The sequence below is a fragment of the Rhodococcus sp. T9N genome (genome assembly GCF_024436645.1).
GTDB classification, from domain to species: domain Bacteria; phylum Actinomycetota; class Actinomycetes; order Mycobacteriales; family Mycobacteriaceae; genus Rhodococcus_F; species Rhodococcus_F qingshengii.
Genome location: NZ_JAMSKS010000085.1, coordinates 7,194 through 22,090 on the forward strand (window position 1 = coordinate 7,194; position 14,897 = coordinate 22,090).

At 62.0% G+C, this 14,897-nt stretch carries 12 protein-coding genes; 10 read left to right on the forward strand and 2 right to left on the reverse strand.

Annotated features, from left to right (window positions below; genetic code table 11):
- The first annotated feature begins 745 nt into the window (after positions 1-745).
- Both parA and M1L53_RS34280 read left to right on the forward strand, forming a co-directional pair.
- Positions 746-1,408 carry a ParA family partition ATPase gene (parA, locus tag M1L53_RS34275; RefSeq protein WP_030537278.1) on the forward strand — a complete coding sequence of 221 codons (663 nt, stop codon included), beginning with the start codon at positions 746-748 and terminating at the stop codon, positions 1,406-1,408.
- Positions 1,409-1,603: 195 nt separating this feature from the next.
- Positions 1,604-1,759: a plasmid partition protein ParG gene (locus tag M1L53_RS34280; RefSeq protein ID WP_178377345.1), complete on the forward strand. Its 156-nt coding sequence runs from the start codon at positions 1,604-1,606 to the stop codon at positions 1,757-1,759.
- A 90-nt stretch (positions 1,760-1,849) separates the two neighbouring features.
- On the opposite strand, the gene M1L53_RS34285 is transcribed toward M1L53_RS34280, so the two are convergent.
- The gene (locus M1L53_RS34285; RefSeq protein WP_044480144.1) at positions 1,850-3,079 is read right to left on the reverse strand and encodes an IS110 family transposase; all 1,230 of its coding nucleotides are present in this window, start codon (positions 3,077-3,079) and stop codon (positions 1,850-1,852) included.
- A gap of 373 nt (positions 3,080-3,452) precedes the next feature.
- Between M1L53_RS34285 and M1L53_RS34290 the strand changes: the two genes are divergently transcribed.
- The 6 genes from M1L53_RS34290 to M1L53_RS34315 all read left to right on the forward strand — a co-directional run bounded on the left by M1L53_RS34290 (position 3,453) and on the right by M1L53_RS34315 (position 13,417).
- Positions 3,453-4,547, forward strand: a complete 1,095-nt coding sequence (locus M1L53_RS34290; RefSeq protein ID WP_142006789.1) for a DUF2637 domain-containing protein — start codon at positions 3,453-3,455, stop codon at positions 4,545-4,547.
- 80 nt (positions 4,548-4,627) lie between these two features.
- The gene (locus tag M1L53_RS34295; protein WP_142006791.1) at positions 4,628-5,290 is read left to right on the forward strand and encodes a TetR/AcrR family transcriptional regulator; all 663 of its coding nucleotides are present in this window, start codon (positions 4,628-4,630) and stop codon (positions 5,288-5,290) included.
- Positions 5,287-5,973: a TetR/AcrR family transcriptional regulator gene (locus M1L53_RS34300; RefSeq protein ID WP_142006793.1), complete on the forward strand. Its 687-nt coding sequence runs from the start codon at positions 5,287-5,289 to the stop codon at positions 5,971-5,973. Before M1L53_RS34295 ends, M1L53_RS34300 begins: the two co-directional genes overlap by 4 nt.
- Positions 5,974-6,301: 328 nt before the next feature.
- Positions 6,302-6,931 (forward strand): hypothetical protein, encoded by a 630-nt coding sequence (locus M1L53_RS34305; RefSeq protein WP_142006795.1) that lies wholly within the window; start codon positions 6,302-6,304, stop codon positions 6,929-6,931.
- A gap of 128 nt (positions 6,932-7,059) precedes the next feature.
- Positions 7,060-12,858, forward strand: coding sequence for a helicase-related protein (locus M1L53_RS34310; protein WP_142006797.1), 5,799 nt, complete (start codon positions 7,060-7,062; stop codon positions 12,856-12,858).
- Positions 12,859-12,952: 94 nt separating this feature from the next.
- Positions 12,953-13,417: a hypothetical protein gene (locus M1L53_RS34315; RefSeq protein ID WP_142006799.1), complete on the forward strand. Its 465-nt coding sequence runs from the start codon at positions 12,953-12,955 to the stop codon at positions 13,415-13,417.
- A 73-nt stretch (positions 13,418-13,490) separates the two neighbouring features.
- Here M1L53_RS34315 and M1L53_RS34320 read toward each other — a convergent pair whose 3' ends face one another.
- Positions 13,491-14,021 (reverse strand): hypothetical protein, encoded by a 531-nt coding sequence (locus tag M1L53_RS34320; RefSeq protein ID WP_142006801.1) that lies wholly within the window; start codon positions 14,019-14,021, stop codon positions 13,491-13,493.
- 89 nt (positions 14,022-14,110) lie between these two features.
- Here M1L53_RS34320 and M1L53_RS34325 point away from each other — a divergent pair, with 89 nt between their 5' ends.
- Both M1L53_RS34325 and M1L53_RS34330 read left to right on the forward strand, forming a co-directional pair.
- The gene (locus tag M1L53_RS34325) at positions 14,111-14,434 is read left to right on the forward strand and encodes a hypothetical protein (protein WP_142006803.1); all 324 of its coding nucleotides are present in this window, start codon (positions 14,111-14,113) and stop codon (positions 14,432-14,434) included.
- A 108-nt stretch (positions 14,435-14,542) separates the two neighbouring features.
- Positions 14,543-14,863, forward strand: a complete 321-nt coding sequence (locus M1L53_RS34330) for a hypothetical protein (RefSeq protein ID WP_142006805.1) — start codon at positions 14,543-14,545, stop codon at positions 14,861-14,863.
- Positions 14,864-14,897: the final 34 nt, after the last annotated feature.

The following is a 14,897-nucleotide window of genomic DNA, read 5'->3' on the forward strand; positions in this document are numbered from 1 at the left end:
GATTGAAGCATCACCGCGAGCGAGGTACGGCCGCTTCCCCACCATTGGCGGCCGCGCCGACTACGCGACCGCACGGCGGATCGTGACCAACTACAGGTCTCCGCGAATCCTTGCAGCCTGACGGCTTCGGACCGACGCGATTGCTGGCACTGTGTCTGCACACACAAAACATCAAATGAGTGTTTGCGTGTTTGAGTGTTTGGGCTTTGCGGTCGTTGCATGCATCCGGCGTAGTTGCGGGGAATGCGCAAAAATCATTGCGGGGAAATCAATTGGCAACTGAAACCGCTCCTTGATGGGCAAAATCCGCAATCGAGACTTGCACCATGACTCTCCGGCTCCCCCGTAATTGGTGACTTATATTCAGGCGCTCGATCGGCTCCCCTCCTGTCCGTGATCGATGTGACGAGGTTCTGGCGGCCGTCGCGCCACGTGCGCGGTTTGTGGCAAGTCCGGTCGGAGGGACTTTGCGGATCGACCAGCGATTTTGCGGACTTTGTTTTGCTCATTTACTCAAACACTCGAACACTCATACCCTCATACCCTCATAGACTGCTTTGCTCCGAGCCTGCAAGGAGCGTGCTCGCAAATGGGTGTCTGACCCGGTAACGCAGTGTCGAGTGCGACCCAAAGACACAAACACTCATACGAGTGTTTGTGTCTTTGGGTGATAGCGCATAAGATGTTATGAGTACGTCCGCAACGAATGCGGGCGCTGGTGAGTATCTACTCGGAGGTGGCATAGATGACGGTCATTGCAGTGCTGAACCAAAAGGGTGGTGCAGGAAAGACGACGATCGCCACTCACTTGGCGCGCGCATCCCAGCTTGCCGGGTACGAAACATTGCTCGTGGACTCCGATCCGCAGGGGAGTGCGCGAGATTGGGCGGCGGCCTGCGAGGAACAGCCTGTTCCGGTAGTCGGGATCGACCGACCAACGATCGAACGTGACCTCAAGAGGGTCACTACGCATCCAGTCATCATTATCGACGGAGCCCCTCAGGCGGCTGATCTGGCGGTATCGGCGATAAAGGCCGCTGATGTAGTACTCATTCCCGTACAGCCATCGCCGTACGACATTTGGGCGGCAGAGGATCTGGTCAAACTCGTGCTTCAGCGGATCGAGATCACCGACGGCAAACTCAAGGCTGCGTTTGTTATCAGTAGGGCGATCACCGGCACCCGTATCGGTCGTGAGGTGACAGGTGCGCTCCGCGACTACGGACTGCCCGTGCTTGACGCGCGGATCACTCAACGCATCAGCTACCCCAATACTGCAGCCACAGGTACGACGGTATTGGACGCAGAACCGGATTCGGTGGCGTCCGACGAGGTCAAGTCGCTCTTTCGTGAACTTGCGGCCTTTGCAGGGCTGACGGACGAGACAAAGGCGAAGCTCGTCGTATGACCGAGCAATGACGTCGAGGGGCGTAGATCCCCGGTTCATGCGAACTCAACTGGCAAACCACTTTCACTCATTAACTCAAAACTGGCTATGAGCGTATGAGTGTTTGACGAAATGAAAGGCCACGTCATGGCGACAGGCAACCTCCGAGCTGGCCGACCATCCGCCACTCGCGCTCCACAATCCATCGAAGACATGATGAGCGATTCCAGTGGACGGACGAAAAGGATCCAGGTGAACGTCGACGCAGACCTTCACCGACGTTTCAAGGAGTACGCGGTCCGCAACGAGACCGCTATGCAGGACCTGCTCATCAAGCACATTCATCAACTGCTCGAGGACGAACAGAAGTAGCGCTTGCAAGTAAAGGGAGCCCCGCCGGATGCACCCGACGAGGCTCCAGACCGGGAACCCCGCTGAAAGACATCTCACGGGGTGTAGGAGTCAAGCCGCGATCGGGAGGGGAGGTGGAAATGCGTGCAGTTCGTCGAAGAATTCGCGGGTGGTAAGGCAGTGGTGGAGTTGGCCGAGGAATCGGTTGAACAGGTGTCGTTGGGCTTGGTGGTTCCAGTCTCCGCCGGCGCGGCGAGCGTCGAAATGTCGTCGGGCGCCGGGGGACGCTTGCAGGGCGCTGAACGCCCAGATCGTTCCCGCTGCTGCCAGTCGCCGGTTCTTGACGTGCCGGTGCAGGACGAAGGTTTTCTTCCCGCTGGCACGGGTGATCGGGGCAGCACCGGCGTAGGCCTTGAGGCCGCGCGCGGTCGCGAACCTGTTTCGGTCGTCACCGATCTCGGCGAGCACGCGAGCACCTGCGAGCGGCCCCAGACCGGGAAAGCTGGTGATGATCTTCGCATCCGGGTGCTCGGAGAAGAGCACGCTCACGTGCGCGGCGAGGGTCTCGGCGGCTGTGCAGGCGGCGTCGAACTGCCGCAACAGGGTCATCAGGCTGATTCCCATCGCTGCTTCGATCTGCGGTGGCTGGCGAAGCGCCGGGGCGCGCATGATGGCCCGCAGTCGTTCGACGTCTCGGTCGAGGAATCGGGAACGTCCGGCTCTTTTGAGTGCTGCTTTGAGTTGGGGCCGGGTCAGGGCGGCAGCTGCGGTCGGAGTCGGAGCTGCAGCGAGCACGCTTCGGGCATCAGGGCGGGTCAGCCCGTCTTCGAGCGACTGAAACGCGGTCAACGCTGCCGGGAAATATTCCTTGAGCAGCGAGCGGATCTCGTTGCCGAAGCGTTGCCGAGACCAGACGGCGTCCTGCTGGGCGCGGGCGAGAACCCGAATGGCCAGAGCGCTGTCGGTATCCGCCGGCAGTGGGCGGTGCGCGACGGCGTCGGTGCGCACGATATTCGCCAGCATGACCGCGTCGGCGGAATCGGATTTCGATCCGGAGACCGAATGCCGGGACCGGTACCGGGAGGCCGCGAGCGGATTGATCGGGTAGATCACCCGGCCACTCGCGCGCAGTCCGGCAACCCACAGGCCGTGATCGGTTTCGATCCCGACTGGGATCGGATCTTCGGCGGTGTCGCCGGCTTCGGCGAATGCCTCGAGCAACCGGGCGAACCCGGCAGCGTCGTTGTCGACTCGTCCCCGGCTCACGACTTCGCCCAGGTCGTTGAGGATCGCGAAGTCGTGATGGTTTTCGGCCCAATCGATTCCGCAGTACAGTCCCACCGCGCCTCCCAATGTCGATGTGCAGGTTGCGAACCCGTGTGGTGCACGCGGCGACCTAATTGCAGGACTCGACGGTCCGTCATCTCACCAGCCGTTCGTGACACCAGCGCACCGCAGGGCGCTCGATCTGCCGAAGAGCTCACGGCTCGGGAACACAGAAGAAGAGATCATCCCTGCGGCGGGCTCGTACCACGACATTTCACCACGCCGAATGGTGCACTGCCCGGCGCTGCCTCTCTTCCAGAAGGCGTCGCATGCGCCGGGAAAACCCTGGAGTCCGCCTGGCAGTGCACCCGCAGAAACAGCAGACCAGCGTGAGCGTTGTTGCCCGTCGGTCCGTGCTTCTACACACCAATTAGGAAAGAACCCAGTCATGACCGACTTTAGCCTCCGGGCAGCTCGTATTCAGCTAGGCGCATTGCTCGCCGCACTCGCACTCGCGATTGTCATTGCACTCGGTATCACCACCGGCGCATTCGTACTTTCCTTCGCCGTGCAACGAGACCTCGCCAGGCAAGCTCTGATCCCAGAACACCTGACCTGGATTTTCCCTGCGATCGTCGACAGCGCAATCCTCGGCGCCACCATCGCCATCGTCATCATCAGCAAGCTCAACATGAACAAGCGCGACCGAGGCTTCTACATCGCACTCGCCGTCAGCGTCGTCGTGATCAGCATCCTCGGAAACGCGTACCACGCCTATCACGCAGCAATTGCCGCACGGGAGTTCATCGGTGGTGGGGGAGACCTCGGGTTCATCCCACTCGCACCGGCCATTGCAGCGGCCATAGCAATCATTCCGCCGGCCCTGGTCTTGGCATTCACGCACGGAATCACGATCCTGGTGAAGGCAGTTGGAATGGCCTACGCCGCTTACCGCTCGATCGTTGAAAACGCCACCGACAGTGACAGTGCAAAGAGCGTTGCGCCTGATCTGACTGCCGACTGGGGGTCGATCCGAAACCCTCGCCTCCGCGACCGGGCAGCCCGAAATATTGCGGAACAACTGGAAGCGAAACGCAACGAAGACGTCGCAACGGAGGATGTGCAGGCCGACCAGCACGACGTCATTGCGGACTTTGCGGAGCCGTTTTTCGTCGACGAAATGACGGATGAGGGCCTCGACGCCATTGATGCCCAAGACACCGTTACGGCATTCGGTCGCGGCCGAGATACCGAAGAAACGCAGACCGGCACGGATACCGGCATAGACGACCTCATGGCTTTCATCGCCGGGTCTGATCTTGCGGCGAACGTGAAGGACACAGCAGTCCGCAAGCTCACGAACCCGAACCTCACGTGGGAGATGATCGCTCAGGAGTCGAAGCCGCCTGTCGCAATATCGACTGCATGGCGCCGGTACGAGAAGTTCGATACCGCAGCCCGCGAAGCAGGATTCACAAGCCCGCCACTGCCCGACCTCCGGTCCGCCGAGAACATCGCCGACCGCGAGCTCACCACCGTCTGAACAAATCCCACCAATAAAGGTGGCCCCGACAGTGCGCTAACACCGTCAGGGCCGATGACCACAGAATGGACCTGTGACCAATGAACGATCATAACGACCTCGCAGAAAGCGTCGACCACGGAAAGACCGGCCGACCGCCTATGCAGCCACGAGCGAAAATAACCCGAGAAGCGATCCTCGAGGTTTCCGCCACCCTGTTCAGCCGAACCGGGTACGCGGGCACCAGCATCAACGACATCCTGGCGATCTCCGAGACCACCAAAGGTGCGATGTACTTCCACTTCTCGAAAAAGGAATCCATCGCGAGCGAGATGCTCCGCCGCTGGTCCGACGCAGTCTCCGAGACAGTCGGGAAAGCCGCCGCAACCGGACAACCCGCCGACCGGCAAATACTGATGATCTACCGCGAACTCGCCCGCCGCGCCCAAAACGAGGCGATCGTCCGCGCCGGACTCATCCTGAGCCTCGATCAGTCGCTCAGCGAGGCCCACGCCACCTACGAAGCGTGGACCGAAGCCCTCACGCCGATCGTCGTCGACGCGATCCGCTGCGGCGCTCTCGACTGCGCGGAAAGCATGTCCAGGCTCGCGGACACTCTCTGCGCCGGATTCGTCGGCGCTGTACAGGTTGCCGCTAGCCTCGACGAGAATCACTCCATCACCAAACGGGTCGACGATCTGCTGCTGATGTGGCGCGGAACCGATCCGGCCTCCGCCCGCATGGTCGAAGGAGCATCCCTGTGAACAGCCCCAACGAACCGGCACACACCTCGGAAAGCCCGGAAAGCACTGCCACCACGAGAATCCGTCCTCGGATCGGCCGCGCTCCCGGCAGTAAGAACTCGGCGCCCCAGGCCCGCGCAGTGCGAACACGAGAAGCGATCATCGCCGTTGCGGCACGGCATTTCGACACCGATGGCTACGGCCAGACCAGCATGAACACCATCACCCACACTGGAAAATTCGCCAGAGGCGCAATGTACTACCACTTCCCATCGAAGGAAGCGATCGCGCAACAGCTCATCTCGGACTGGAACCTGGCGGTCGACGAATCCATCAACGACGCAGCGGTAGATGCCGCCGTAGGGACCGGATCCGATCGGTTGACTGCGATCTTCTCTTCCCTTGCCCTCAAGATCGCTGACGACACCAACCTGCGCGCTGGGATGAAGCTGACCCTCGAACCCAGCATCGACAACGGTGCAGCTTTCGCACGCTGGGTCGATGCCGTCAGTGGCATCGTCGAAACGGCGATCAGCGCCGGTGAGTACGCGGACGGCCCGATCGCGCACCGGCTCGCATGGAACCTGTGCTCGGGCACTGTGGGAGCGGTCCAGGCCGCAGCCACCCTGCGGGAGGACGTCGACGTGGCCACGCGGGTCCAGGACGTCGTCAGCGCCCATCTGCGGTCCATAGGAACCACGTAGGACTCCACCTCTACCTGTCGCAATCGTGGCAGGTAGGGGGTGGTGCAAGGGCAACGATGACAGGGAAACGAATGTGGACGCTACCGGCGAGTAGGCATCTCGGTCCGCGATCCCCGACGCGGAGACCCGCCAAACGGGCCTACGGGTCGGTTACGGGCATGATGGGACCTTGTAGTGGTGCTCACCGCCCGCGGATCTGCTCGGGGCCGGCACTGAATCTGCTCGGTGTCGGTGAGTGCCGTGCGGGGGGAACTCGTGGGGATCTCTGCTGTGGCGTCCAGCAAGAACAACAACGATCAGTTCGACCTTTTCGACATGGAGGAACACAATGAGCGGACAGATATTCGCCGAGGTCAGTCGAGTGTGGACGGACTTGATCGGTCTTCCGGAGTCGATGACGGAGTCGGAGAAGCAGGAGTTCCTGCAGGAGCGGACCGCGGAAATATCGGCGCAGATCGAACTGTCGATGGGGACGGCGCAGGGACCGTTGGTGGCGAGCTTCAAGAGCGAGCACGGCCGGGAGCCGGACTTTCCGACGAAGCTGGCATTGATCGAAACGGCCCGAGCGCAGATCACCGCCCAGGTTCTACAAGAGATGCTCTACGAGCAGATCCCGGAAGCTCTGGATCCGTTCCCGGAGGAGGCGGACAGCGGGAACGTACCCGAGAAGTCGGCCGAGCAGAATCGCAACGATCCGCAGCGGTGGCGCAAGGCACTGGTTCGGAGCGAACCGCCGAAGGAGATCGAGGAACTGACCGATCAACTGTTCCCGACCCGTTCGACGCTCTACCGGGTGATGGCGGCCTATTTGATGCAGACACTCTCGGAGGATGGGCAGCCGATTCCGACGAGCAGCAGCGACCCGCTACTTCCGTCGTTCATCAGCCAGCTCGAAGCGGCAATGGTCGAGGACGGCCAGCCGCTCGACGGCCCCGGCGCACTCGTCGAGCGGAAGTAGAGCAGAGCCAGCTCGGGCTCTTCGACGAGGCCGGCGCCAGTCCTGTCGATCCCGCAGCCGTCGATCCTGGGGGCACACCGCTGCCTCTGACGGCCGCAGAAGCTCAACCCCTACAGAGTGTCGCCGAGGTGGAGCTTTTGGCGGAGACGGTATTTGAGACCACTGCCGTCGAGGTCTCGGAAGCGTTAGGTTCCGCGGAAGCGGGGGAGGAGACGCAACCGGGAACGGCCGCGCGAATCCTTCCCGAACCGGTTGATTTCGCCCCCGGGGTCGAGGTTCTGCCGCCGTCCGGAGAGAAGGCGCGGGCACGGGCGAACATCGCCGCTATCGAAATGCTCGGTGTCCTCGACTCCGAACAGCGCTACGCCACCGCAGAAGAGCAGCAGATCATCGCTCAGTGGTCGGGGTGGGGAGCTGTCCCCAACATCTTCGACACCTCGAAATCGGAATGGGCGCAAGACCGCTCACGCCTGGAATCGTTGTTGACCAGTCAGCAGTGGAATCAAGCTCGCTTCACCACCGTCAACGCCCACTACACCGATCCGGCCATCGTCTCGGTGATGTGGGATGCACTCGAGCGCGCTGGTTTCAGCGGTGGACGGGTACTCGAACCGGGTTGCGGTGCAGGCACGTTCATCGGGCACGCGCCGGAATCCGCGACGATGGTCGGTGTCGAACTCGACTCGACGACGGCCCGGATCGCGGCGGCGCTCTATCCGTCCGCGCAGATCCGCAACGAAGGTTTCCAACACACCCGCGTACCCGAGGACAGCTTCACCGCGACCGTGGGCAACGTCCCGTTCGGTGCGCTGCGCCTGCACGACCCCGCACACAACAAGAGCAACCTCTCGATCCACAACCACTTCATCAACAAGTCCCTCGCCCTCACCGCGCCCGGAGGGTACGTCGCGGTGATCTCGTCGGCATTTACCGCCGACGCCGCAGATCCGCGTGCGCGCAAGGAAATGGCCGAGCGGGCCGACCTGATCGGTGCAGTGCGTCTGCCGACCGGTGCATTCGCCCGAGTGGCCGGCACCGAGGTCGTCACCGACGTGCTGGTCTTCCGTGTTCGTGAAGAGGACCGCGAACGCTCGGAAGCGACAGCACAGTTCGTCGCCACCGGTGAGACGGGAGTCCGCGACGACGACGGCCGCTACCTGGATCGGTCCGTCAACGGATACTTCGCCGCCAATCCGCACAACGTTCTCGGTGAGATGGTCATCGGGTCCGGGATGTACAGCAACGAAACCCTCAAGGTGAACGGCCCGGTCGGTGCGCCCATGGTCGAAGCTCTCTCGCAGCGACTGACCGCGATTGTCGACCGCGCCCGCGCCGAGGATCTGGCGTTGACCGCCACGATCGAGTCCACGGCCGTCGCCGGGGTGAACGCCTTCGATCAGGGGCTGATCAACGGCGCCGAGCGCACTGGCGACGACATCGCCGTCGACACTCTGCGCTGGAACGAAGAAGAACAGCAGATCCAGGTCTACGGCCGCGGCGGATGGGAACAGGCCACCGTGCGAGGGGCCAAGAAGCACGACGAATGGCGCCAGCTCCTGCAGATGCGTGACGTCGCGGTCACCCTGGTGCGCTCTCAGCTCGAAGAGCGACCACGCAGCGAAAGGATCGCCCTTCGCGGCGAATTGAACTCCCGCTACGACGAGTACCTGGGCCGATACGGATTCATCAACCGGTTCGAGTGGAAGATCCCCGCCGACCTCACCGACGCCCAGCACGACCGCAAACTCGAAAAGAGCATCGAGCGGTGGAGGGCGAAGGAAGGCAACGAAGACGGACCGTGGCAGGGCGAGATCCCCGACGCCGTCTACGAACGCCTCAACGACGAAGCGTGGGAAGACAACCGCCGGCCGTGGAAGAAGCAGACCCACCTCGAAGGCATCCTCCGCAACGACCCGACCATCCACGTCGTGTTCGCCATGGAGAATTTCGACGACGAAACGATGCGCGGCAGCAAGGCCGCGATCTTCGCCACCGACGTGGTCTCTGCACGTGCCGAACGCCGCGAGGCCGAAACCATCGACGATGCACTCGCGATCAGTCTCGACGAGACTCGCAGCATTGATGTCGATCGCATCAGTGAACTGCTCAGCGTCCCGCGCCCTGACGTCGAGGAACAACTGGTCGGGCGAGCATTCCGCTCACTGCACGATCCGAACACCTGGATCCCCGCGACGTCGTACCTGTCGGGGAACGTCCGCACGAAACTCGCGGACGCCAACGCAGCGGCGGAACAAGATCCCCGGTACCGGCCCAATGTTCAAGCCCTCAACGAGATTCAGCCGCCGCGCAAGAACGACATCGACATCAAACTCGGTGCCCCGTGGGTCGATCCCGCCGACTACGCCCAGTTCATCCGGGAAACCTTCGAGGTTCCCGAGGGCACCACGATCAAGGTCGAACGCTTCGACGCCCAGTGGTCGATCCACGTTGCGGGTTATCGCGGCGACAAGGGCATGGCCGAGAAGTGGGGCGTCGTACCGAAGACGTGGACCGGGCAGGCCGGCGGCTTCAACTTCGAGGACGAGACCGCCGACCGATTGGGCATCAAGTACTCCGGATGCGCCCGCGGGGACTACGACCACATCACGTTGCTGACGTCGCTGTGCAACATGGAACCGATCCGCATCAACAAGTCCAAGGAATACGCCGAAGCAGCAGGTGGGGACTTGCTGCACGACAAGGCAACTCGCGCCGCGCAGAACAAGGCCCGCCGGATACAGCAGGAGTTCCGCACGTGGGCACTCGACGCCGATCCGGATCGCCGCGAACGGCTCCTCGACACCTACAACGAACTGTTCAACTCGACAGTCGCACCGCAGTGGGACGGCAGCTACCAGACCTTTCCCGGCCTCGGCGACAAGTATGCGCCCTACGAGTACCAGCGCAACGCCGTCGCCCGAATCGTCGGTGAGCCGTCCGTACTGCTCGATCACGTCGTCGGTGCCGGCAAGTCCGGAACCATGTTCATGGGCGCCATGGAACTCAAACGGCTCGGACTCGTCCGCCAGCCGTGGATCGTGGTTCCGAACCACATCGTCGAACAGATCGCCATCGAGGCATCGCACTGGTACCCCGGCGCCCGCATCCTCTCCGGATCCGCCGCAACCGATCTCGAATCCCGCAGGCGGTTGGTCGCGCAGTCGGCCACCGAGGACTGGGACATGGTCATCGTGCCGCAGTCCGCGTTCAAGCTGATCGGCGTCTCGAATCAGACCAAAGCCGATTTCATCCGCGACGAACTCGACAAGCTTTACGAGCACCGCACCACGATGGAGACCCGCGAGTCGGTCAAGAAACTCGAAATCGCGATCGCCAACGCCGAGGAACGACTCAACGACACCCTCGATCAAACCGGAAAAGACGCTGGTCTGAGCTTCGAGGAGAGCGGCGGCGACTACCTGTTCATCGACGAAGCGCACATGTACAAGAACCTGCGCCGTCAATCGAACGTCGACGAGCTGGCCTGCGCCAAGGGCGCCGATCAGGCCATGGACCTGTCGATGAAGCTGCACTACCTGCGAGGTGTGCGCCGCGCCGAAGCCACCTCTGCCGGTATCCCCGAGGACAACTACGTCGAACGAGTCGCGACCTTCGCCACCGGCACACCGGTGGCGAACAGTCTCGGTGAGCTGTGGGTGATGACGAACTACCTGCGCCCGGATCTGCTCGAGGCTGCCGGTGTTGCCGCGCTCGACTCGTGGGGCGCGACATTCACCGACACAGTCGAGAGCGTCGAACTGAACTCGAGTGGCAGCAAACTCGTTCCCAAGACCAGGGTCGGAGAATTCACCAACGTCGGTGACCTTGTCGCCATGACCAGTGTGTTCACCGACGTCGTCATGCGCGATCAAGTGCCGGTGACTCTTCCGGTCCTCGACGACGGGCAGCGCACCGTCATCTCCTTCGAGCCCAGCCAGGAAGTGCGGGACTTCATCAGCGACCTCGGTCACCGCGCCAGCGCCGCCGACCGCCGACGCCCCGACATCGACAACTCGCTCAAGATCGCGAGCGACGGCCGCAACGTCACCCTCGACCCGAGGACCGCGCACCTGGACGCACCCGAGACAGGCGGTCGAGCTCGTATCCTCGCAGATCAGATCCTCGAGGTCCGCGAAGACACCAAGGACAACGTCTACCTCGACAATCTAGGAAACGAGTCCCCCCTACGAGGAGGGCTCCAGATCGTTTTCTGCGACCGATCGACCCCGAAAGCCAAAAGTCGAGCGTGGAACATCTACACCGGAGTCAAGGACGAACTCGTCGCCGCCGGCATGGACCCCGAATCCATCCGGTTCATCCACGACTACGCGAAAGCATCGGAAAAGGCGAAGCTCTACGCGGACTGCCGAAACGGTCGCGTCGCCGTTGTCTTCGGCTCCACCGAAAAGATGGGAACCGGCGCCAACATCCAGCCACGCGCCGTCGCCCTGCACCACATCGACGTACCCTGGCGACCCGCTGACCTCGAACAACGAGAAGGCCGCATCATCCGGCAGGGCAACCAGAACAAGCGCGTCCAAATCTTCGCGTACGTCGCCGAACGCACCTTCGACACCTTCATGTGGCAGACCGTGCAACGCAAAGCGCACTTCATCGAGCAACTCAAACGTGCAGACCGATCCGTGCGCCGAGTCGAGGACCTGGGAGGGGACGACCTCGCCAAGAACGCAGCAGCGATCAAAGCGATCGCCACCGGAGATCCCCGCTACATGCGCCAAGTCGAACTCGACGGCGCCGTCGCCGACCTACAGGCCGACGCCGACGCGCACTTCGCCGCAGCTCGAAGCCGTGAACGCGAACTCGGAGCCCTCACCACCGCCATACCCGGACACCAGCAGGCAATCGCGGCACTGACCGCGGCCGTACCCGCAGTCGAAACGCACCTCGCGGCCGAAGGATTCTCGATGACCATCGCCGGCCAAACCTTCACCAAACGCACCGAAGCGTCGAAAGCGCTGGTCCATCACCTACGAGAGACCTACGGTCACCTCAAAGGGGCAGGACTCGACAAGGTCGTCACCGTCGCAACCAAGGGCGGCCTCGACATCGAGGTCCGCCGATCCATGGCCGATGCCGCGCTCTACGTCGGCGCGAAAGGACTGCCCCTCTCGACGAGAGTCATTCCCCAAGAAGACATGTACGTCAGCGTACGAGCGAACACCACCATGACCGAAGAAGAACGCGAAGGAGCATTCGGTCACCTCGCGAGCGGCATCATGAGCCGCATCGAACGCATGGTCGCCGAAGTGCCCGACAAACTCGACTCCCGCACCTGGCAACTCGACACCGCCACCGCCCGACTCGAAGAATTGCAGAAGCAGTCCAGCGAGGACTTCCCGCGAAGCGCGGAACTCAAGTCGATGTACGCCGAACTCTACGACCTCCAACGCCAGCTCCGAGAGGAAGAAAACAGCCCCGAAGCGATCGCCCGCCGAGCAGAACTGCAAGAGCGTCTCGAATACAAAGGGCGAGAACCCGGCTGGTCGCTCATGCTCAACGCGACACCGGCACTCGTCGAACAACTCGAATGCGTCGACGCCGACGAGGTCCGAGCGATCATGGCCCGCCGGGAAGCCGAAGCAGCCATGGAACGCAGCCGACTGGCAGCAATGGCCGAATCTGCAACCGTCTCCGACGCTTCGACGGAACAAGAACCGGCACCTGTTGCGGCAGAGCAGGAAACACCAGAACCCGGCAACGCCGACCTAGCTATCGCGGAGGCAGCCGAGTCGTCTCCGGAACCGGATTCACCGTCAAACGAGGCTCCTCCCACGGTGATCGACCTCGCGCACCCGACATCAATACGGGACATGCTCAACCGGCGCCGAGCATCACCCGACCGGCCCAATCCCGCCCGTCCGTCGACCGATCCATCTGTCGAACGTGACCATGGCCAAGAGCTGTAAACGCCATGCACAGGAATGCGCGAAGTGGTTGAGCGGTACGAAAAATGTTGAAATACAATCAATTTGAATTATTCGGCACTGAAATGGAGAAACAATGGCAAAGACCCGCGTATACCTGAACGGACCGATCCCAGGTCTCGAGAGGCACTTCACCGGGGAGGATCTCGCGGCGCTGACCCTCCTTGTCGCGGACCTGCGCAAGGGGCGTGCTGCCACCGATAAAGCTGCGTCAACGGCCGAGGGTTACATGGAAGTCGTAACGCAGGCTGCCGTGATCCTGACGGAGTCCACCGAGTATTCGTACATCGATGTCAACGTCAGTCCCGACTTCGTCACGGCAAACCCGGAGCCGGGATGGAACCGCGTACTTCGCGAGGAAGCAACCGACAATCCCATCCACAATGTGGTGTTAGAACTCAAGCTTGCCAGCGAATTCTTCGGTATCTCCGAGCTTGACCTCAAAACGATCGACGTGAAGGACTACCTCACTGGAACCGATGTTCGTGAGTTCTTCCTCCCGGACCGGGCAGTGGCCGCTCTCGAATTGATTCAGGCCTGACGGAGCACAGCAATTGAGAGACCCCCTCAGCCTCGGCCGATCAAGGGAAAGATCATGATCGGAAAGACCATGGTCAACTCTGCGATCGCGCGAGTTCATCGCCAGTAGCGCCGCAAGCACGGGCGATCACAGTAGCCAACCTGCACTGACGACGGACGGCGTTCCGTTCGTCGTCAGTGAGCCTGCTCTCGCCGGCAACCCGATCCTGCTCGCACGCGTCCCGAAGATTTGAGAGTGCTTGGTCCTTTGTCAGGTCGAGTACCGCCGGCGGGAGTTCGATCCCGTGCTCACCGTCGTAGATCAAGCACCACTCGTACACCTCGTCCAATCGTTTCTGCGACCCCCACCCGTTGCTTACCACCAGGTCAGCGGACTCCCCATCAGCAGAGGGGACGGGTGCGGTCGTCGACGGCAGCGCCGCGAGACGCCCGACCGTCGCCTTGCTTGAATCGAGCATCGCCGCGGTCTCCCGTATGGAGACACCGCTCGCGAGCAGCACTTTGATTGCCTGCATCAGCACGACATCGCTCGCTTCTTTCGCCTGGCGGGCGGCCTGCTTCGAGGTCGACACTGCATCGGAAGCGGCTTTGAACAGCTGATTCATACCGCAACCTTACCCAAAGACGGGACGCGCAGGACCATTGAAAGCCCGGTGCGTCCCACAGGTAGGACGTTATGGGCTACCGTGGGGACATGAAAGGTGACGAACCTGCTCAACTCGACCTGTTCGACTTTCCCTCCGACGCAGACCCGGCACTCGAGGAGTTCCTCGCAGACTCCGAGACCATTCCCGCCGCGTGCGTGTGCGACAAACACGTGGGACGCATCATCTGGCTGAACAGAGCCTGCCGGATCCAGAACTGGTGCACCGAAGACGACGGCTACACCGGCCGTGCAGTCCGCATTGAAGCAATTGCCCTCGACGACAACAGCTCTCACGTAGGGCGTTTCCTACTGGGTAGACCGCATTCCGTAGGTCACGGAAACACCCTGACTCTCAAGCGAGAAGAACAGTGAACAACACGGTGGGCCGCTCCGCCCGCACACTCACGACGGAACCCACATCTGTCGTAGGTGTGCCGCACAATGAGCCAACACACTCATACACAGTGCGGGGGAACGAACATGAGCATCCTGATTATCGGCGTAGTGGTCCTGGTGGCCTGGAAAATCGGATCATTCGTCGCCAGATTCCTCGGCGGCCTGCTCATCATTCTCACCATCGCCGGCCTCATCTGGGGCGGCCCCCACTTCGGGGAGATGAACGCACCGTTGGCCCTGGCAGTGGGGCTGGGCCTGTGGCTGTTCGGACACTGGTTGTTCGCCTTCAAACACAAAGGATGGCGCAGCTCCCTCGCCCTTCGAGTTTTCAGCTTGCCCATCCTGCGCCTTCTCGCACCCGTTCCCACCAATCACATCCCCGCCCAGCCTGCCTGGGTCGACTGAGAGCAAATCGACGAACGCGGCCCTGACCCAATTG

Excerpts from the sequence above, each read along its gene's own strand:
- parA (WP_030537278.1), top strand. The coding sequence starts at position 746 with ATGACGGTCATTGCAGTGCTGAACCAAAAGGGTGGTGCAGGAAAGACG.
- M1L53_RS34280 (WP_178377345.1), top strand. The coding sequence starts at position 1,604 with ATGAGCGATTCCAGTGGACGGACGAAAAGGATCCAGGTGAACGTCGAC.
- M1L53_RS34290 (WP_142006789.1), top strand. The coding sequence starts at position 3,453 with ATGACCGACTTTAGCCTCCGGGCAGCTCGTATTCAGCTAGGCGCATTG.
- M1L53_RS34295 (WP_142006791.1), top strand. The coding sequence starts at position 4,628 with ATGAACGATCATAACGACCTCGCAGAAAGCGTCGACCACGGAAAGACC.
- M1L53_RS34305 (WP_142006795.1), top strand. The coding sequence starts at position 6,302 with ATGAGCGGACAGATATTCGCCGAGGTCAGTCGAGTGTGGACGGACTTG.
- M1L53_RS34315 (WP_142006799.1), top strand. The coding sequence starts at position 12,953 with ATGGCAAAGACCCGCGTATACCTGAACGGACCGATCCCAGGTCTCGAG.
- M1L53_RS34320 (WP_142006801.1), bottom strand. The coding sequence starts at position 14,021 with ATGAATCAGCTGTTCAAAGCCGCTTCCGATGCAGTGTCGACCTCGAAG.
- M1L53_RS34325 (WP_142006803.1), top strand. The coding sequence starts at position 14,111 with ATGAAAGGTGACGAACCTGCTCAACTCGACCTGTTCGACTTTCCCTCC.
- M1L53_RS34330 (WP_142006805.1), top strand. The coding sequence starts at position 14,543 with ATGAGCATCCTGATTATCGGCGTAGTGGTCCTGGTGGCCTGGAAAATC.